We start from the raw sequence: 18,845 nt of genomic DNA on the forward strand, positions 1-18,845 counted from the left end.
ATTTATATATGGGCTGTTTAATGAATTTATTGTGGTTGTTGCTTGGTGGTATCTTTACTGCCGTTGAATACCTCATTTCAAGTATATTGATGATGCTTACCATTATTGGTATTCCGTTTGGTATGCAAACCTTGAAACTGGCAGGACTTGCTTTGTGGCCTTTCGGTAAAGAAGTAAGAAGTGGAAACCGCTCTGGCGGTTGCCTTTATATATTGATGAATATCCTGTGGATATTTTTGGGTGGCATTTGGATCTGTCTGTCCCATTTGGTTTTCGGGGCTATATTATGTATTACTATCATTGGTATTCCTTTTGGCTTACAGCACTTTAAATTGTCAGCTTTGGCATTATCACCTTTTGGGAAAGACATTATAACAGTGTAAGAGTAGTTGTAGGGAAGCGTATGCTTATAATTAAAAGTTATAATGCATAATTAGAAACTATTGGCGGGTCTTGATTGTTTACCGTACCTTTGCACCCGGAAAACAATTAAAGATAAAAAGATATGATTTCAACAGCTACAAAAACTTTGCAGGCAAATAATAAAATGATTTATGTTGCACTGCTTTCTACTCTGACTTTCTTTCTTTTTTTAGACTATATTCCAGGATTGGAAGCATGGTCGGCTTGGGTAACTCCTCCGGTTGCTTTGTTCCTCGGACTTATTTTTGCATTGACTTGCGGACAAGCACATCCAAAGTTTAATAAGAAAACCTCTAAATATCTGTTGCAATATTCAGTTGTAGGATTGGGATTTGGTATGAATCTTCATTCTGCTTTAGCTTCCGGTAAGGAAGGTATGGAGTTTACGGTCATTTCGGTGATCGGAACCTTGGTAATAGGTTGGTTTATCGGACGTAAGTTGTTTAAGATCGACCGTAATACAGCTTATCTTATCAGTTCGGGAACCGCTATCTGTGGTGGTAGTGCTATCGCAGCAGTGGGACCAGTGTTGAAAGCGAAGGACAGTGAAATGTCTGTGGCATTAGGTACAATCTTTATCTTGAACGCTATTGCACTTTTCATTTTTCCTGCCATTGGTCATGCATTGAATATGGATCAACAACAGTTTGGAACATGGGCAGCCATTGCCATTCATGACACCAGTTCTGTAGTAGGTGCAGGAGCTGCTTATGGCGAAGAAGCATTGAAAGTGGCAACCACTATTAAACTGACCCGTGCGCTTTGGATTATCCCGATGGCTTTTGCTACTTCCTTTATTTTCAAGAGCAAAGGACAAAAGATAAGTATTCCATGGTTTATCTTCTTCTTCGTGTTGGCATTGGTAGTAAACACTTATTTGCTGGATGGAGTACCACAATTGGGAGCGGCTATTAACGGTATTGCCCGTAAAACTCTGACGATTACCATGTTTTTCATCGGTGCTTCTCTTTCTATTGATGTATTGAAAGCAGTTGGAATAAAGCCTTTGGTTCAAGGGATTTTGCTTTGGGTAATAATCAGCTTGAGCACATTGGCATACATTTATTTTGTATAAGAGGAAAAAAGAGAGAATTATATAAAAGAGAAAAAGGTGGGAGAATGATCGTAGTAAACGATTTTCTCCCACCTTTGTTTATTCAGTTTTAGTCTGTGGATAAAGCAGAATTAAAGCAAATTATTTCTTCTTCAATTCTTCAAAGATTAATCCTTCCAGTTCTTCAGCCAGTTCAGGATTATCCATGATGCATTGTTTGGCGGCATCACGTCCTTGTCCTAACTTAGTATCGTTGTAGCTATACCATGAACCGCTCTTCTTGATGATTCCCAAGTCAGCACCCAAGTCGATGATTTCTCCGGAATGGGAGATACCCTCACCGAACATGATGTCAAATTCTGCTTTGCGGAAAGGAGGTGCTACTTTATTCTTCACCACTTTCACCTTAGTCAGTTTACCGAGAATCTCTTCGCCATCTTTGATCGGTTGGCTACCACGGATATCCAAACGTACAGAAGCGTAGAACTTCAAAGCGTTACCACCGGTTGTTGTTTCCGGGTTACCGAACATAACACCGATCTTCTCACGCAACTGGTTGATGAAAATACAAGTAGTACGTGTCTTGCTCACAGCAGCTGTCAACTTACGAAGAGCCTGCGACATCAAACGTGCTTGAAGGCCTACTTTGTTATCACCCATGTCGCCTTCGATTTCCGCTTTAGGAGTCAGTGCAGCTACAGAGTCAATAACGATGATGTCGATAGCAGAAGAACGAATCAGTTGTTCCGCAATCTCCAACGCTTGCTCGCCGTTATCCGGTTGAGAGATATAAAGATCATCGATATTTACGCCCAGTTTAGATGCGTAGAAACGGTCGAAAGCGTGTTCGGCATCAATAAAAGCAGCGATACCGCCGGCCTTTTGTGCTTCAGCAATGGCGTGGATAGCCAATGTTGTTTTACCGGAAGACTCCGGGCCATAGATTTCGATGATTCTACCTCTAGGGTAACCTCCAACGCCAAGTGCCACGTTCAGGGCAATAGAGCCTGTCGGGATCACTTCTACTTGTTCAACACTATCATCACCCATTTTCATGATAGAACCTTTACCGAAGCTCTTTTCTATCTTTTCCATGGCAGCCTGTAAGGCTTTTAGTTTTTCGCTTGATGCCATTTTATTATCTGTTTCAAAATTAAGTTCGTCTTTTTTTGCCATACCTTATTCTTATATAATTAATGGAGTTATTGATTTAAAATCTGTGAGGCATGTTCTTTGGTCTTCACTTCTTTGGGAGTGATAATCCGTTCTACGATTCCCTCTTCATTTATCAGGAAAGTAGTGCGGAAAGTACCCATGTAAGCACGTCCGTACAGTTTCTTTTCTCCCCATACTCCAAATTCTTCTACTAACTTTTTGTCAGTGTCAGCAATCAGAGTGAAAGGAAGATTGTTCTTTTCGATGAATTTCTGGTGCGACTTTTCATTGTCTACGCTGACACCGATTACTTCATAGCCGGCTTTACGTAGTTCGGAATAGTTGTCGCGCAGGTTACACGCTTGTGCGGTGCAACCTGATGTACTGTCCTTTGGGTAGAAGTACAACACAATTTTTTTTCCTTTATAAGCACTTAAACGGATTTCTTCGCCTTTCTCATTGATACCCAAGACTTCCGGTGCTTTATCTCCTACGTTTATCATAACTTTCTTTTAATGAATAGGTGTACGCTTATAATTCCAAATCCTTGTCGAACTCTTCATGCCAGGGAAGACCTTGCTTATTGAGTTGTTCCATGAACGGATCCGGATTGAATTCTTCTACATTGTTTACACCCGGACGGTTCCATTCGCCTTTGAAGAACATCATGGCTCCAATCATTGCCGGAACTCCGGTGGTGTAGCTTACTCCCTGCATACCGGTTTCCTGATAAGCTTCCTGGTGACTACAGTTGTTGTATACATAGTAAGTACGTTCCTTACCATCTTTCAGACCACGGATACGGCAACCGATAGAAGTTTCTCCTTCGTAGTTTTCTCCTAAATCCTGCGGGTTAGGCAATACAGCCTTCAAGAATTGCAATGGTACAATCTTCATTCCGTTGTAATCAACCTCGTCGATTCGTGCCATACCGATGTTTTGGATAACGCGTAAATGAGTTAAATACTCCTGTCCGAAAGTCATCCAGAAACGTGCACGTTTGATAGTCGGATAATGTTTCACCAAAGATTCCAGTTCTTCGTGATAAAGAAGATAAGAGTCACGCGGACCGATGTTCGGGTATGTCAGGTCTTTGTGGATTTCCAGCGGACCGGTAGTTACCCATTTGCCATTTTCATAATAGCGTCCGTTCTGCGTAATTTCGCGAATGTTGATTTCCGGATTGAAGTTTGTAGCAAAAGCCTTATGATGGTTACCTGCGTTGCAGTCTACGATGTCCAGATATTGAATTTCATCAAAATAATGTTTAGCTGCATAAGCAGTATAGATACCGCTTACTCCCGGGTCGAATCCGCAGCCGAGGATAGCTGTCAGACCTGCTTCTTTGAAACGATCGTGATAAGCCCACTGCCAGCTGTATTCAAAATGAGCTTCATCTTTCGGCTCATAGTTGGCGGTGTCCAGATAGTTCACTCCGGCTTTCAGACAAGCTTCCATAATCGTCAGATCCTGATAAGGGAGAGCCACATTAATCACCATTTCGGGTTTGAAATCGTTGAATAAGGCTACCAGCTCCTCTACATTGTCTGCGTCAACTTTTGCTGTTTTTATATTGGGGTTACCTATTGCCTCGACGATTTTATCGCATTTCTCTTTCGTACGACTGGCAATCATGATATCTGTAAATACATCGGCATTTTGTGCCACTTTGTGTGCAACGACAGTGCCAACACCGCCTGCACCAATAATAAGAACTCTACCCATTTCTGTATTTAATGAATTATAATTTATGATTTATTGGTTTGGCAAATATACGTGATTATTTTCAGATAATCATTGCGCAGCTACTCCTTTTTATTTGTAACGTTGCAAGGTTCCGTTTTCGAATTCCAGCGTTTTGCCATTGTAGAACCAAGTTTCGAAACGACTGTCTTTTTTCAGCTCGATTTCTATCGGATCGCCAATGGATAAACGACATTCTACCGTACTCATCCCTGCCTCTAAATCTCCCCGGGATATAATCTGCCAACGGCTTTCTGTAATGCCCGGATATTTTTTATGTATATCCTCGAATCCGAAAAAATCTTCGATATAATTATCATTTTTGACAATCACGTCATATTTCAGATCTGTTTCCAATTCGTAGATTGCCCCGTCCCTGTCCGTTAATGACAGGGTAGCCAAGCTGCCGGGAGGAGATAATTTAATCTCTTTTATTTGCAGAACCGTATATCGGGGCAAGTGAACACGTGATTCGGTCTGCTTATCTTCAAAAGATACGATTCTTTTGGCCGGCAGCATCTTTTTAGGATAAACGGTCATTCCCAAGTATTTATTTTTCAGGCTTTCAATAGTACCCAGACTCTTATTAGTGAAACTGAATGCATTTGAAAAATATTTCATTCTCTTTTCGCCTTGAAAATCATTCAGGTCCATGCCGGAGTTTGTTCGCGAGAGAGCGACTTCCAGATAATAAGAATGTCCCTGTGTATCTTTGAATACGATTTTCACTGGATATGCCTGACTGCCGACTCCAATAGCGGTAATTGTAGCTTCCGTATTGACAGGAATTGCTATATCCCGATAGCCGGAATAATTGTTGGCGTCGTCTACCCGGGCACTTTCAGATTGTATATAGACTGTTTTTCCTATTAACAACTCTTTGGCAGTATCTACATCTTTCAGATAAACCAATCCATTGATACCGGCACGGGGAGCCTTCTCGCAAATCTCGTCCAGCCTCATGTTCTTTATGTCATAATAATATTTTTCTCCCTCACATTCGAATACGAAGCGAGTGGAATAGTTAGTCCCGGTTGATATATTTTGAGCCTTCTCTTCTGTTCCCGTGAAAGTGAGAATTTTGTGCTTCAGCAGGCTGTTGTCTATTCCTTTGTCGGTGTCGTAGCTGGAAAGAGTAGGAAGGAACATGTTCCGTGTAGAAGGAACAAACATAAACTTCATTCCGGGTGTCCATTTACACAGCGGTTGCAGTGGAAAGTTATTCTTAATGAATTGTTCTTCTTCACCTACAGGGATTTCCTGCGTGGAAGGAGTAGTGACAATGTAATCACTTTGAGCTGTGATAGGACACGTGCCACAACAGAATAGAATTAAAGACAGGACAATTATTCTCATATTTGTTTACTTTAAGTGAACTATGTAAATTGTTCGTTTGTTGTATATCTATTGGCAAATGTATATATTTTATGTTGTATTGGATGTTATTTTCCAATCTTTTTGATATCTTTGCCCCCGATTTTAACTTAAACGTTATAACAATATGAAGAAAGTATTTGTTTCAATTTGCATTGCTGGTGCAGCACTTGCAATGTCTTCGTGCCGTTCGGTTGAGAAGGCAATCCCCCTGTCATCTATCAATGGTGAATGGAATATCATAGAAGTCAACGGCTCGAAAATTGCTCCGGGCGAAAGTAGAACCCTTCCTTTTATCGCTTTTGATACAGCGACCGGTCGTGTGTCCGGCAATAGCGGATGTAATCGTATGATGGGCAGTTTCGATGTAAATGCGAAGCCGGGAAGCCTTGAACTTACAGGGATGGCTAGTACCCGAATGATGTGTCCGGATATGACTACTGAAAATAATGTATTGAATGCTTTTGCGCAAGTAAAAGGATACAAGAAGGCAGGTAAAGATAAGATGTATCTTTGCAATTCGTCCAACCGTCCGGTTGTCGTTCTACAAAAGAAGGAGGCTGATGTGAAACTTTCAGTTTTGAATGGAGAATGGAAAATTAAAGAAGTGAATGGTGAGGCAATTCCTTCCGGTATGGAAAAACAACCTTTCATTGCTTTTGATGTGAAGAAAAAGACCATTCATGGCAATGCCGGATGTAATTTGATTAATGGTGGTTTTGAAACCAGTACAAGTAATGCCAAATCTATTTCTTTCCCGGGAGTAGCAAGCACAATGATGGCTTGCCCTGATATGGAAACAGAAGGTAAGGTGCTGAAAGCTATCAATGAAGTGAAATCATTCGATGTGTTGTCCGGTGGTGGCATTGGTTTGTATGACGCAAACGGTGCATTGGTCGTCGTGTTGGAAAAGTAATAAAGAAGAGTTATATATAATAGGATATGCCTGTGTCGCACTTGACGATACAGGCATATTTTTTTTCCTTTATCGAACCAGAGCCGCCTGTATTTGTTTAAAGAAACAGTTGCTGATTGGCTTTGAATATGACTATATCAGCAGTGTTTATTTATTAAAACTGTCTTTTTGGCAGATATTATGTCATGCATTCGTATAATTTTCTTTTGGCACACGGTTTGCTTTTTAATAAGCGTCCGTTCGCGGCGAAGCTCCTTGATAAGAGCAGAGAAACAACCGGACAAAAAGAAATCATTGAATAAATAATAAATAAAAAAATAACGATCATGGGAAAAATTATTGGTATTGACTTAGGAACTACAAACTCTTGTGTTGCCGTATTCGAAGGTAACGAACCTGTAGTAATTGCAAACAGTGAAGGTAAGCGTACAACTCCTTCTGTTGTCGCTTTCGTTGATGGTGGCGAACGTAAAGTGGGTGATCCTGCAAAACGTCAGGCTATTACGAACCCTACACGTACAATCTTCTCTATCAAACGTTTCATGGGTGAAAATTGGGATCAGGTACAAAAAGAAGTGACTCGTGTTCCTTATAAAGTAGTGAAAGGTGACAACAACACTCCGCGTGTTGACATCGACGGACGTCTGTATACTCCGCAAGAAATCTCTGCAATGATTCTTCAGAAAATGAAGAAGACTGCCGAAGATTACCTTGGACAGGAAGTAACAGAAGCAGTCATCACCGTTCCTGCTTATTTCTCCGACTCTCAACGTCAGGCTACAAAAGAAGCCGGACAGATTGCCGGTCTGGAAGTAAAACGTATTGTAAACGAACCGACAGCCGCAGCTCTTGCTTACGGCCTAGATAAGGCTCACAAAGATATGAAGATTGCTGTATTCGACCTTGGTGGTGGTACATTCGATATCTCTATCCTCGAATTTGGTGGTGGTGTATTTGAAGTACTTTCTACAAACGGTGATACTCACCTTGGTGGTGACGACTTCGACCAGGTAATCATCAACTGGTTGGTACAGGAATTCAAGAACGACGAAGGTGCTGACTTGACTCAGGATCCGATGGCTTTGCAACGTCTGAAAGAAGCTGCTGAAAAAGCTAAGATTGAGCTTTCTTCTTCTACAAGTACAGAAATCAACTTGCCGTATATCATGCCGGTAGGTGGTGTGCCTAAGCATTTGGTGAAGACTTTGACTCGTGCAAAATTCGAATCTCTGGCTCACGAATTGATCCAGGCTTGTCTTGAACCATGTAAGAAAGCAATGAGCGATGCAGGTTTGAACAATGCTGATATTGATGAAGTAATCCTTGTTGGTGGTTCTTCACGTATTCCGGCTGTTCAGAAATTGGTAGAAGATTTCTTCGGCAAAGCTCCTTCTAAAGGTGTGAATCCGGATGAAGTAGTAGCTATTGGTGCTGCTGTGCAGGGTGCTGTTTTGACAGACGAAATCAAAGGTGTAGTATTGTTGGATGTTACTCCGCTGTCAATGGGTATCGAAACACTGGGTGGTGTAATGACTAAGTTGATCGACGCTAACACTACCATTCCGGCTCGTAAGAGTGAAACATTCTCTACTGCTGCTGATAATCAAAGTGAAGTTACGATTCATGTATTGCAGGGAGAACGTCCGATGGCTGCTCAGAATAAATCAATCGGTCAGTTCAATTTGTCAGGTATTGCTCCGGCCCGTCGTGGTGTTCCTCAAATTGAGGTTACATTCGATATCGATGCGAACGGTATCTTGAAAGTATCTGCTAAAGATAAGGCTACTGGTAAAGAACAAGCTATCCGCATCGAAGCATCCAGCGGTTTGAGCAAGGAAGAAATCGAAAAGATGAAGGCTGAAGCTGAAGCTAATGCTGAAGCAGATAAGAAAGAACGTGAAAAAATCGATAAGCTGAACCAGGCTGACAGCGTAATCTTCCAGACTGAAAATCAGTTGAAGGAATTAGGTGATAAGTTGCCTGCTGATAAGAAAGCTCCGATTGAAGCTGCTTTGCAGAAGTTGAAAGATGCTCACAAAGCACAGGACTTGGCTGCTATTGATACTGCTATGGCAGAGATCAATACTGCCTTCCAGGCTGCAAGTGCTGAAATGTACGCACAGGGTGGTGCACAAGGTGGTGCACAGGCTGGTCCTGATATGAACGGTGATGCTGGTCAGCAAGATAATAGCAAGCATGGAGATAACGTTCAGGATGCTGACTTTGAGGAAGTCAAATGATTCCGATAAGGATACAGATAATAAACAACAAGCAAAAGCGTGCAGCTCAATGAGTTGCACGCTTTTTGCGTTTATGGGGGTTCATGGTTGCTATGTGTTTTCTATGGGCTTTTTTATCTCTTATTTGCGACATGTTTGCGACACGTCTTATTTGGCGATAAGGTACAACTTAGATTGATATAAACCATTTAAAACGAGAAGAATATGCCAAGAGGAAATTACACCATTCAAAGAAGTTGCGAGGAGTGTGGTAAAATCTTTACTCCTTCCACATTAGTGTCGAAGTATTGTTGCCCTGCTTGTTCCAAGAGAGCATATAAGAAAAGACAAATCGCAAAAGAGAAAGAAGCGATACGCCAAGCACTGATTAGACGAATACCATCCTGCAAGGGGTATCTAACCGTAAAAGAGGCTATGTTGATTTACGGCATTAGTAAAGACGTTCTTTATCGTATGATACGGCAAGGCTTGATACCGTCATACAATTTTGGTCAACGTCTAACACGCCTTAGTCGGCAATATATGGACGAACACTTCAAAACAAAGGCAGGGAGTAGAAAGAGAAAAAAAGAAGCATTGTCTTTTGAACCCAAAGATTGTTACACCATCGGAGAGATTGCAAAGAAGTTCCATATCAATGACAGCAGTGTATTTAAGCACATACGCCGTCATTCTATTCCTATACGCCAAATCGGTAACTATGTTTATGTTCCCAAATCTGAAATTGATAAATTATACAAGTCGTGATGAAGAAAGCATTACCTAATACCAAAGTGACCGTCAAGCTCAGAAGGTCGAACTACAAAGAAGAGTGGTATTTGATTATAGAATCATACCCAGTTTATAAGCGAGGTTCAACTCGGGCAAGCCGTGTGGTAGAATCCATTAACCGGACTATATCCACACCCATTTGGGACAAGTCGTCCATTGCACGTATCCTGCCGGATGGAACATTCAACTATAAGCCTAAGCGTGATTTGAATGGGATTATCCAATGCCGTTCAACGATAGACCAAGAGGCTTGCATCTATGCCGACAATGTTCGTAAGTTACGCCAACACGAATACGATAGTGCCATCCTTTACACTGATAAGGAAAACGAAATCGCAGCACAGAATGAGCGGAGCGAACAGGATTTTATCAAGTATTTCAATCGTATTATAAGCACACGTCATCCCAACAGTTCCGATTCGATTATAGTCAACTGGAGGCGTGTAGGTGAATTATTGAAAATGTATTCGCAGGGGCAGCCAATTCCATTCAAGGCGATTTCCGTTAAACTGCTTGAAGATATTAAGATGTTCCTTCTCCGTGCTCCAATGGGAGGGAATAAGAAAGGTACTATCTCACAAAACACAGCATCGACTTATTTCTCTATACTCAAAGCCGGATTGAAACAGGCATTCATTGATGAATATCTGACCGTTGATATTAGTGCGAAAGTAAAGGGAATAACAAACATTGAGAAACCTCGTGTTGCGCTTACTATGAATGAAGTGCAAATGTTGGTTGGTACTCCTTGCAAAGATGATGTTTTGAAACGTGCGTTCTTGTTCTCTATTCTCACTGGATTGCGGCATAGTGATATTCAAACTTTGAAATGGAAACAAATTCAGCAAACAAGCAAGGGTACATGGCAAGCTGTCGTAATTCAGCAAAAGACAAAAAGGCCCGATTACAAGCCAGTCATTCAACAGGCACTTCAACTATGCGGCATACGTCCAGACGATGATGAAGCACTTGTTTTTGAAGGATTGACTGATGCCTCTTGGATTTCTCGCCCGTTGAAAGTCTGGATAGAAGCATCCGGTATCAAGAAGCACATCACCTTCCATTGTGGCCGCCATAGCTACGCTTCGCTGTTGCTGGAAAATGGCGTTGACATATATACCATCAAGTCTTTGATGGGACATACTAACGTCAAAACCACGCAGATTTATACGCACATCGTAAACGAACAAAAAGAGAAAGCCGCCAATACGCTGCATATAGACAATTTGGATTTATAGGTTGTGGTGGAGGCTCCCACCTCTGAGCACCAACAACTTATGTGATACCTATCATGTATTTACCACCGTTTACCCCTCATGAAGCATCGGCTTTTTGAGGGGTATTTTGTAGCATTGAGGCTTTCGACAAGGAATGTGTTAGTCCCAATAGTGGTTTATTCCCCTTTCATTATGTCTTCCAATAAATTCTCGTATTAATGAAACTTAAATCTGTCAGTGGTAAATGAGCGGTTGATTGGTGGCGGTCAAGCACCTATTTAGCACCTATAAGCATCCCTATACTTTTGCGGCATAAACTTTAATACGAAGAAAAAATGGCTTATAAAGTAAATTCATTGGAGGAAATGCCGAATGCGTTGTCCTACCTAATTGAGTCCGTAGAAGTACTGCAATCCAAAGTAAATGCCTTGCAACATAAGCAGGCAAGTAGCTCACCTAAGTGGATGGATATAGACGAGCTTTGCGCTTATCTGCCATCACATCCAGCCAAGCAAACGGTTTATGGATGGGTATCAACCAAACAGATTCCCGTACATAAAATAAATAAGGCATTAGCTTTCTTGCAATCGGAAATTGATGATTGGTTGAAGAATAAATCGCATAAGACACAGGATGACTTAATGGAAGAAGCCAGACGATTTGTCGAATCTAAAAAGATTATCAGATGATGGAAACGACAGACTATTGCTTTTCGTTCTTTCGCAAGCCCATTCAAAACATCGAACCGATAAGGGCGGTAGGTATTGTGGATGTGTATCGTTATATCATCGGGCATTATGCGCAACCACAAACCGAGTCTCTGCGTTCGATGCTATCTTCTCCCGAATCCAAAAGATACAAAGCCACCCATTTCGACTATTGTACTTTTTCGGGATTATTCCGTAAACGGAATGAAAAGGAACTGATTATGCACTCAGGATTGATGTGTCTGGATTTTGACCATGTGGAGAATATCGTGGAGCTAAAACAGCAATTACTCAATCATGAATATTTTGATACGGAACTATTATTTGTCAGTCCATCCGGTAATGGATTGAAGTGGATAATACCTGTAGACTTGAAAGGCTGGGAACATTCCCGATATTTCAAGGCTGTTGCTAATTGTATTAAAGCAACAGGTTTGCCATCAGCGGATATATCTGGCAGTGATGTAGCTCGTTCTTGCTTCCTGCCATACGACCCACAAGCATATATTAACCATAAATACAAAGATGATGTCGAAGAAAATATTTTCCGCCCAAGATTGGGAGAATGTCCCTTCTGAAATACAGCAAATACATACGCCAAGTATTGCCCCTATATATAATAAGGTGGAGGAAGATGTGGAAAGTGTTGTTCGGGAGATAGAACGGCGTGCCATTGATATAGCCCCTAATTATAAAGATTGGGTAGAGTTGGGCTTTGCACTTGTGGATGGATTAGGAGAGAACGGACGGGAGTATTATCACCGCATCAGCAGGTTTTACCCTACCTATCAAAGGGAAGAAACGGATAAACAATACACGCATTGTCTGCACTCCAAAGGGCAAGGCATTACTATCCGTTCTTTCTTCCATTTGGCAAATCAAGCCGTAATCTCATTGGCTCCGTTCAGTAAAGAGCATTTATCCATTTTACCAAATATCCAAAATGGTAAAACGGGTAAATGGATAAAATCAGAAGAAGAACTTCCTGTATTTCCTGAATGTGTGTTTGAGCATCTTCCTCCTTTTCTAAATGAGGTTGTCAATAATTCCATTTCAGTAGATGACCGTGATACGATACTGATTGGGGCTATTGTGTGTTTGTCAGTCTGCTTTCATAATGTTTGTGGTGTGTACGATGAGCGTATTGTTTATCCGAATCTATACCTGTTCGTTGTGGCAGATGCCGGTATGGGAAAAGGAGCATTGACTTTATGCCGAGAACTTGTAGCTCCTATCAACCGCCATTTGCATGAACTTTCAAAACGATTGGAACAGGAATACAAGGAAGCGATGAATGCTTATATCAAAGGTAAGAAAGATAGTGGAATGACTATGCTGGTCGAACCGCCCATGCGTATGCTTGTCATTCCAGCCAATAGCAGCGCAAGCTCTTTCTTGAAGATATTGGGAGATAATGACGGAATTGGGCTGTTGTTTGAATCGGAGGGCGACACGTTAAGCCAGACTTTGAAGTCGGACTATGGTAATTATTCCGATGTGTTGCGGAAGGCATTCCATCATGAGTTGGTCAGTTTGAGCCGTCGCAAAGATAGGGAGTATTGTGAAGTAGCTAATCCGAGAGTTTCTGTAGCTTTAGCTGGAACTCCCGAACAGGTAAGAAGATTGATACCTGATGCGGAGAACGGATTGATGAGTCGCTTTTGTTTCTATATCATCCGCTTCAAGCGAGGCATAAGAAATGTGTTTGCCACAAGCGACATTTCTCAATCCAAAAATGGAATGTTCAAACTATTGGGAGATAAATTCTGCCATCTGCATGAGGAATTTGTACGACAGGGAAATTATTCATTCTCCCTTCCCTCCGATTTACAGGAACACTTTATTGAATATCTCAGCCGTGTGAATGAAGAGTGTTGTGACGAAGTGGATAATAAGATGCAAGGAGTAGTCAGACGGATGGGACTGATTGCTTATCGTATAATGATGGTGTTGACTGCTATCCGACATTTGGATAATGTGATTCACAAATCTTCTTCTGACGAGACTGTACAATTGGTTTGCCATGAGTTTGACTATTCCATAGCCATGAGTATTTGCGACACCCTGCTTTATCATGCCGTATTCATTTATCAGAATTTGTCAGGAAACCAGTCTAAGCGATTACAACCCGCTTCACAAGAAATTGGCGTTTATGCACGAAGGAATACCCTTTATAATATGTTGCCCGAAACATTCACTAAAAAGGATTATGATGCGACAGTTTTAGCTTTAGGTGAGAATGGGAGTACGGCAAACAAGTGGATAGAAGCCTTTATTAAAGATAGCAAGCTATGCCGGATAGAGCAGGGGAAATATAGGAAGATTTTTTGAGTGGCAAGTTTGTGTTTTAGTGCCACTAAAACCTGTGGGGCAAGCGACAGACCTGCCACTCTCAAAAAAACAATTTATCAATATTGAGAATGAATATGAGTATAAAGGAAAAGAAACTTGGTGGCCGCCCAAAGTTGGCGAGCTATCAGAAACGTACCAAATGTTTTCGGGTAATGTTTACCGAGAACGACTACATTTATATCCAATCCAAAGCGGAACAGGCAGGATTATCTGTCAATGAATTTTGCCATCAGGCTGCAATGGATTGTCAAGTCTGTCAACGTATCAGTCCGGAAATGGTATCGGCAATTCGTGACCTTTCCGGTATCGCCAATAACGTCAATCAGATTGCCCATCAGATGCACATCTATGGATTGGAAACAGTCAAACAACAGTGTTTTTTGATTGTCTCGGAAGTTAGTAGAATTATCACCCAAGTAAAGAATACCTGTCATGATAGCGAAGATTAAAACAAGAGTTGATTTCGGAGGTATTGTAAACTACGCCAACGACCAAAAGAACAAGAAGAAATGCGCTACACTTTTAGCGCACGAAGGAGTATGTGCCATTAGCAATAAGTTGATTGCCGATTCTTTTTGCCTTCAAGCATCCATGCGCCCGAAAGTAAAGAGTCCTGTGAAGCACGTATCACTTGCTTTCTCTTCGCAAGATATTAGCCGTTTTCCCGATAATGAAGAAGGGGATGCGCTGATGGTGGAGATTGCCAAGAAATGGATGGAACAAATGGGGATTCGTAATACTCAATATATCATAGCCCGGCATCACGATACGAAACATCCTCATTGTCATTTGGTATTTAATCGGATAGACAATAAAGGCAATCTCATTTCCGACAGCAATGAAAGAATACGCAATGCAAAAGTCTGTCGGACTTTGACTAAAGAGTATGGACTTTACTTTGCCCCTAAAAATAGTAAAGCCAGAAATAAAAGCCGTTTGCGTCCTCATCAACTACGGAAGTATAATCTTCGTTCTTCTGTGCTTGATGCGCGAGCAAATTCTCATTCGTGGAATGACTTTTTTAGCATTCTCAAAGGCTTGGGTATAGATATGCGTTTTTATCATGCTGAGAATTCTGATAAAATTCGTGGTATATCATTCAGTCAGGATGAGTATAGCATGGCTGGTTCTAAACTTGACCGTGATTTGAGTTTTAACAGCCTTTGTGCTACATTGGGTAATATGGCAGCAGAACTGATTATTCAACCCCATCAAGCCATAACTCCCAGTGGAGGTGGAGGAACCAACAATGAACAAGGATGGCGAAACGATAAAAACAGAGACAACGAAAGAAACGAACCTTTTCATAAAACCACAAAACGTAGAAGATAATGAAAGAAGATGTAGTAGCTGCAAATCTTGCGAATTTGCGTCAAAGTATCAACGAACTGAAAGTGTGTATTGAAAAACAGAACACCACAGTTCCTAAACCAGAACAATCTGTAAAAGCGGATTTCAATGAAAAGACCATTTATACTGGAATTGCCAAAAGTTTCTGTACTTGCTGGAATGAAGCCTTGTCTGTGGTCAAGAAACATATCTGGCAACAGCAGCCCAACACATTGCCGTTTTCGCTATGGTTTCCAAAACTCATTGATTTATTCAAGCAAAAGTCTAAACTTCTTGAATATCTTTATAGGCATGTCTGCGATTACAATCAAAATCGTATGACTATCGAAACTAATACTCGATGTATATTGAAACGGCAGGATGAGATATTAGTAAAAATCAATGAATTGAAAAGCCCTGTAACCGTTATTCCTCCTAATATCAGTGGGTTGTTTATATGTGGCTATCATATAAAACTCCAGTATATAGTGCCCATTATTGCCATTATTATTATATGGGCTGTTGCTGCTTCTGCTAGTAGTATGAAATTTAAGGAAGAATCCTTTGCACATTATTCTATGTATAGGGCAGTGAAGGAACAGCATCAGTACTTGATAGAAACAATAAAAAGGGGAAATTAGTATATGCTTTTACATTTTACGTATATACTGTTTATTCCAATTTATCCCTTTACATTTCAATTAATTGTGAAGGGATTTTTTTATATTGGTGTATGTTAATATAAATTTTAGCGTTATGATTTACGGATACATTAGAGTAAGCAGTGATAAACAAACTGTAGAAAACCAACGTTTTGAGATAAGTAATTTCTGTAAAATTAATGAGTTAACAATTGACGATTGGATAGAAGAAACTATCAGTGGAACGAAAAATTACACAAAACGACAGCTTGGACGTTTACTGCGTAAAGTATGCAAAGATGATATTATCATCTGTAGTGAACTTTCACGTCTTGGACGTAATCTTTTTATGATTATGGAAATCTTGAATATCTGTATGACAAAGGAATGTAAGGTATGGACAATTAAAGATAACTATCGACTAGGGGAAGATATACAAAGTAAAGTCCTTGCCTTTGCTTTTGGATTGTCAGCTGAGATTGAACGCAATCTTATCAGTCAACGTACAAAAGAGGCATTAGCGAGAAAAAAATCAGAAGGGGCTATGCTCGGACATTGTCGTGGCTTTCGCTGTAGACTTAATCCCAAATGTGCCAACAAACATGATTATATTGTAAAAGAGTTGGCTAAAGGAACAGAAAAAACTGTTATATCTAAAAGGTTGAAAGTTTCAAAAACAACATTATATCGTTATCTCGTTTATACGGGGCTTCATTTGCCTATAAATTGTCAACAAGAAGGGTGGGAAGAGTATGGTATCTATCATTGATTTCTATGTACTACAGAAGCGACCCTCAAAAGAGGGCTTCGATATTGTCATCGGCAATCCACCGTATGGTGCTAAAATTTCATCTATAGACAAAGCATGCTTCAAACATATATTTACATCTGCTCAAACTATACCTAATATACAAAAAGGATCTTTAGATACTTTTTCGCTTTTCATTGATTTAGGTTACCAAATATTACACACTAAAGGAAATGCAATCTTTATTGTTCCACTAAGTGTTACTGCTTCCGATGCAATGTCAGGACTTCATAGACTACTAATAAATCACTGTGACGAAATCTATGTCAGTTCATATGGAGACAGACCACGCCGTATATTTGAAAGTGCAGAACAACAAGTATCCATTATTAGTTTTAAAAAATCCAGCAACAAGGCCACAAGAATTATGACTACGTATATCAACAAACGCTATTCTGATGAATCTCTGTGGTTACTCTTAGATGACCTAAAGTTTGTAAATGCCCTTCATCATATTCGCAATGGGAGAATTCCAAAGATAGGCAATGAAATAGAATTAGGAATATTATGCAAATTAGAGCGTTGTGTCACAACAATAAAAGATGTGTATAAACGAGAAGGTTTACCTATTTATTACCGGAAGGCAGGTGGTAGGTACTATAAAATAATAACTAAGATTCCTACTCATTCTTCTGCAGAAGGGGAATTGAAAGTCAGAGAAAAATATCAAAGTCTTGTAGGAGCAGCCTTGTCAAGTAACCTTTTCTATTGGTTTTGGCTGATACACTCAGATTGGCATAACCTACGATCATCCGAATTAGAAATGTTTCCTATCCCATTCGAATCATTTTCAGATGAAGAACTTGATAAAATAAATACTTTATATGATACTTATCTTAATGATTTATATTCAAAGAGCCAGACAACTAAAACGGGACTGAAATGTTTTTTTGCAAGACAATCTAAAATGCATATTGATGCAATTGATAAATTTATTGGAGAAAAATATGGTTTATCTGAGATTGAAATAAATTTTTTAATCAATTATGACTATCAATATCGAAATGCTGAATAAGCGTTAATTCTGAAAGGAAAGATTATGATAATTGGAGGGATTATCCTCCAATTATCATTCATTCTCCAGCCAACCTAAATTCTAATTCGTAATTTTTGATAAAATCGGTTTCCTCCTGCGTCAATCCGTATAGTGGACAGATGTAGTCATCTATCTCATCAATGATGGCTTTGGAGCGTACAATTTTGTATTCCTTGAATGAATCAACATTATAGGTGGACTCTCCAGAAGTTATTCTGATATTAGCTTTTGCCTCTATGTCAGAAAGATAACGAGAATACAACTTGTCAAGATAGTCAATATCCTCAGCTGAGAGCTGTGGAACTGTGAAATTCTCTATCTCGTATGTCTTCCAATTTAAATTATCAGAAAAAATCTGATAGAACCAAAATGACAAACTGCTACTGAGTATGCAGCCAACAGCATCTGCGATTTTGGAATTAGCGAAATAGATAGTTCTCTCTGCTGATGAACCGGTACTATAATTTGTTACGACTTTGAAATATCGCCCTCCTGCAAACCTATATATGATTGGACTCCCTGAAGTCTTGATAAGAGCTCCCAACTTTGTATAGTTGAAGAGTTTGTTTAAGATGGTTTTCTCTATTTCAGAACCTATCTTTGGAATACGACCATAAAGTGTTTGCCCTTTCACATCAACAAATTGCAAATTATCAATGAGCCTTTGTAATTCAAACTCATTCCCTCTTCTGTGCATCTTGGTTGAGAAAAGATACTGACATGGCGTTTCAGTCTTCTTAAAAAGAAGTATCGAAGTGTTTACTACAGCGTTCTCAAAAACAGGCTTAGGACGTACTGCATACGATGATATGTATATGGTATCACAGTTTCCCATCAAAAGACGGTGTACGCCTGTTAGGGAATCACTTGATGTCAAGGATATTGGAACGATATAGGCAAAACTCCCATTCTTCCTAAGCAGATTGTATCCCAATTCTATGAATAGTGTATATGTATCAAGAGACCCCTTCTGTAATCCTCGGATGCTATTTGCCGTCACATAGGTATTCTTATAATACCTCTTTGTTTGGTTGTCGTATTTAGCACCGTATGGTGGATTGCCGATGACAATATCGAAG

At 40.2% G+C, this 18,845-nt stretch carries 18 protein-coding genes and 1 pseudogene; 14 read left to right on the forward strand and 5 right to left on the reverse strand.

Going from position 1 to position 18,845, the window contains the following annotated elements:
• Window positions 1–8: 8 nt before the first annotated feature.
• A complete protein-coding gene (locus KFO40_RS09680) occupies window positions 9–383 on the forward strand; it encodes a YccF domain-containing protein (RefSeq protein WP_117811439.1) in 375 nt (124 codons plus the stop codon).
• A gap of 122 nt (window positions 384–505) precedes the next feature.
• The gene (locus KFO40_RS09685; protein ID WP_004312517.1) at window positions 506–1,498 is read left to right on the forward strand and encodes a YeiH family protein; all 993 of its coding nucleotides are present in this window, start codon (window positions 506–508) and stop codon (window positions 1,496–1,498) included.
• Between the two features lie 120 nt (window positions 1,499–1,618).
• Here KFO40_RS09685 and recA read toward each other — a convergent pair whose 3' ends face one another.
• The 4 genes from recA to KFO40_RS09705 all read right to left on the reverse strand — a co-directional run bounded on the left by recA (window position 1,619) and on the right by KFO40_RS09705 (window position 5,731).
• The gene (gene recA / locus KFO40_RS09690) at window positions 1,619–2,653 is read right to left on the reverse strand and encodes a recombinase RecA (protein WP_004312516.1); all 1,035 of its coding nucleotides are present in this window, start codon (window positions 2,651–2,653) and stop codon (window positions 1,619–1,621) included.
• Between the two features lie 26 nt (window positions 2,654–2,679).
• A complete protein-coding gene (bcp, locus tag KFO40_RS09695) occupies window positions 2,680–3,135 on the reverse strand; it encodes a thioredoxin-dependent thiol peroxidase (RefSeq protein WP_004312515.1) in 456 nt (151 codons plus the stop codon).
• 28 nt (window positions 3,136–3,163) lie between these two features.
• Window positions 3,164–4,357, reverse strand: a complete 1,194-nt coding sequence (locus KFO40_RS09700) for a saccharopine dehydrogenase family protein (RefSeq protein ID WP_004312514.1) — start codon at window positions 4,355–4,357, stop codon at window positions 3,164–3,166.
• A 90-nt stretch (window positions 4,358–4,447) separates the two neighbouring features.
• Window positions 4,448–5,731 carry a hypothetical protein gene (locus tag KFO40_RS09705; protein WP_211146301.1) on the reverse strand — a complete coding sequence of 428 codons (1,284 nt, stop codon included), beginning with the start codon at window positions 5,729–5,731 and terminating at the stop codon, window positions 4,448–4,450.
• Between the two features lie 145 nt (window positions 5,732–5,876).
• On the opposite strand from KFO40_RS09705, the gene KFO40_RS09710 reads away from it, so the two are divergent.
• The 12 genes from KFO40_RS09710 (at window position 5,877) to KFO40_RS09765 (ending at window position 17,745) form a co-directional block, all read left to right on the forward strand.
• Entirely contained in the window at window positions 5,877–6,665 is a 789-nt protein-coding gene (locus KFO40_RS09710; RefSeq protein WP_118407884.1) for an META domain-containing protein, read from the forward strand.
• A 326-nt stretch (window positions 6,666–6,991) separates the two neighbouring features.
• A complete protein-coding gene (dnaK, locus tag KFO40_RS09715; protein WP_004313949.1) occupies window positions 6,992–8,905 on the forward strand; it encodes a molecular chaperone DnaK in 1,914 nt (637 codons plus the stop codon).
• Between the two features lie 204 nt (window positions 8,906–9,109).
• Complete coding sequence (locus tag KFO40_RS09720) at window positions 9,110–9,652, forward strand: helix-turn-helix domain-containing protein (protein ID WP_008658987.1); 543 nt, start codon at window positions 9,110–9,112, stop codon at window positions 9,650–9,652.
• Window positions 9,652–10,914: a site-specific integrase gene (locus tag KFO40_RS09725; protein WP_008658989.1), complete on the forward strand. Its 1,263-nt coding sequence runs from the start codon at window positions 9,652–9,654 to the stop codon at window positions 10,912–10,914. The genes KFO40_RS09720 and KFO40_RS09725 overlap by 1 nt, the downstream gene beginning before the upstream one ends.
• A gap of 314 nt (window positions 10,915–11,228) precedes the next feature.
• Window positions 11,229–11,582: a methylation-associated defense system helix-turn-helix domain-containing protein MAD1 gene (gene mads1, locus KFO40_RS09730; protein WP_008658991.1), complete on the forward strand. Its 354-nt coding sequence runs from the start codon at window positions 11,229–11,231 to the stop codon at window positions 11,580–11,582.
• Entirely contained in the window at window positions 11,579–12,178 is a 600-nt protein-coding gene (locus KFO40_RS09735) for a BT4734/BF3469 family protein (protein ID WP_032497372.1), read from the forward strand. Before mads1 ends, KFO40_RS09735 begins: the two co-directional genes overlap by 4 nt.
• A complete protein-coding gene (locus KFO40_RS09740) occupies window positions 12,129–13,931 on the forward strand; it encodes a DUF3987 domain-containing protein (protein ID WP_008658994.1) in 1,803 nt (600 codons plus the stop codon). Before KFO40_RS09735 ends, KFO40_RS09740 begins: the two co-directional genes overlap by 50 nt.
• A 95-nt stretch (window positions 13,932–14,026) precedes the next feature.
• Window positions 14,027–14,401 (forward strand): MobC family plasmid mobilization relaxosome protein, encoded by a 375-nt coding sequence (locus KFO40_RS09745; RefSeq protein ID WP_008658995.1) that lies wholly within the window; start codon window positions 14,027–14,029, stop codon window positions 14,399–14,401.
• Complete coding sequence (locus tag KFO40_RS09750) at window positions 14,385–15,284, forward strand: relaxase/mobilization nuclease domain-containing protein (RefSeq protein ID WP_008658996.1); 900 nt, start codon at window positions 14,385–14,387, stop codon at window positions 15,282–15,284. Before KFO40_RS09745 ends, KFO40_RS09750 begins: the two co-directional genes overlap by 17 nt.
• On the forward strand, window positions 15,284–15,922 hold the full coding sequence (locus KFO40_RS09755) for a hypothetical protein (RefSeq protein ID WP_008658997.1): 639 nt from the start codon (window positions 15,284–15,286) through the stop codon (window positions 15,920–15,922). Before KFO40_RS09750 ends, KFO40_RS09755 begins: the two co-directional genes overlap by 1 nt.
• Before the next feature lie 115 nt (window positions 15,923–16,037).
• A complete protein-coding gene (locus KFO40_RS09760) occupies window positions 16,038–16,691 on the forward strand; it encodes a master DNA invertase Mpi family serine-type recombinase (protein ID WP_008658999.1) in 654 nt (217 codons plus the stop codon).
• The gene (locus KFO40_RS09765; protein WP_229122554.1) at window positions 16,675–17,745 is read left to right on the forward strand and encodes an Eco57I restriction-modification methylase domain-containing protein; all 1,071 of its coding nucleotides are present in this window, start codon (window positions 16,675–16,677) and stop codon (window positions 17,743–17,745) included. The genes KFO40_RS09760 and KFO40_RS09765 overlap by 17 nt, the downstream gene beginning before the upstream one ends.
• 58 nt (window positions 17,746–17,803) lie before the next feature.
• Here the strand turns inward: KFO40_RS09765 and KFO40_RS09770 are convergent.
• Window positions 17,804–18,841 (reverse strand): annotated as a pseudogene (locus KFO40_RS09770) (Eco57I restriction-modification methylase domain-containing protein); the annotation flags it as partial.
• Window positions 18,842–18,845 lie beyond the last annotated feature (4 nt).

The sequence above is a fragment of the Bacteroides sp. 1001302B_160321_D4 genome (assembly GCF_015667765.1).
Classification (GTDB): Bacteria; Bacteroidota; Bacteroidia; order Bacteroidales; family Bacteroidaceae; genus Bacteroides; species Bacteroides xylanisolvens.

Bases quoted from the DNA above. Each gene is read 5' to 3' on its own strand.
- KFO40_RS09680 (WP_117811439.1), top strand. From the start codon at position 9: ATGGGCTGTTTAATGAATTTATTGTGGTTGTTGCTTGGTGGTATCTTT.
- KFO40_RS09685 (WP_004312517.1), top strand. From the start codon at position 506: ATGATTTCAACAGCTACAAAAACTTTGCAGGCAAATAATAAAATGATT.
- recA (WP_004312516.1), bottom strand. From the start codon at position 2,653: ATGGCAAAAAAAGACGAACTTAATTTTGAAACAGATAATAAAATGGCA.
- bcp (WP_004312515.1), bottom strand. From the start codon at position 3,135: ATGATAAACGTAGGAGATAAAGCACCGGAAGTCTTGGGTATCAATGAG.
- KFO40_RS09700 (WP_004312514.1), bottom strand. From the start codon at position 4,357: ATGGGTAGAGTTCTTATTATTGGTGCAGGCGGTGTTGGCACTGTCGTT.
- KFO40_RS09705 (WP_211146301.1), bottom strand. From the start codon at position 5,731: ATGAGAATAATTGTCCTGTCTTTAATTCTATTCTGTTGTGGCACGTGT.
- KFO40_RS09710 (WP_118407884.1), top strand. From the start codon at position 5,877: ATGAAGAAAGTATTTGTTTCAATTTGCATTGCTGGTGCAGCACTTGCA.
- dnaK (WP_004313949.1), top strand. From the start codon at position 6,992: ATGGGAAAAATTATTGGTATTGACTTAGGAACTACAAACTCTTGTGTT.
- KFO40_RS09720 (WP_008658987.1), top strand. From the start codon at position 9,110: ATGCCAAGAGGAAATTACACCATTCAAAGAAGTTGCGAGGAGTGTGGT.
- KFO40_RS09725 (WP_008658989.1), top strand. From the start codon at position 9,652: ATGAAGAAAGCATTACCTAATACCAAAGTGACCGTCAAGCTCAGAAGG.
- mads1 (WP_008658991.1), top strand. From the start codon at position 11,229: ATGGCTTATAAAGTAAATTCATTGGAGGAAATGCCGAATGCGTTGTCC.
- KFO40_RS09735 (WP_032497372.1), top strand. From the start codon at position 11,579: ATGATGGAAACGACAGACTATTGCTTTTCGTTCTTTCGCAAGCCCATT.
- KFO40_RS09740 (WP_008658994.1), top strand. From the start codon at position 12,129: ATGTCGAAGAAAATATTTTCCGCCCAAGATTGGGAGAATGTCCCTTCT.
- KFO40_RS09745 (WP_008658995.1), top strand. From the start codon at position 14,027: ATGAGTATAAAGGAAAAGAAACTTGGTGGCCGCCCAAAGTTGGCGAGC.
- KFO40_RS09750 (WP_008658996.1), top strand. From the start codon at position 14,385: ATGATAGCGAAGATTAAAACAAGAGTTGATTTCGGAGGTATTGTAAAC.
- KFO40_RS09755 (WP_008658997.1), top strand. From the start codon at position 15,284: ATGAAAGAAGATGTAGTAGCTGCAAATCTTGCGAATTTGCGTCAAAGT.
- KFO40_RS09760 (WP_008658999.1), top strand. From the start codon at position 16,038: ATGATTTACGGATACATTAGAGTAAGCAGTGATAAACAAACTGTAGAA.
- KFO40_RS09765 (WP_229122554.1), top strand. From the start codon at position 16,675: ATGGTATCTATCATTGATTTCTATGTACTACAGAAGCGACCCTCAAAA.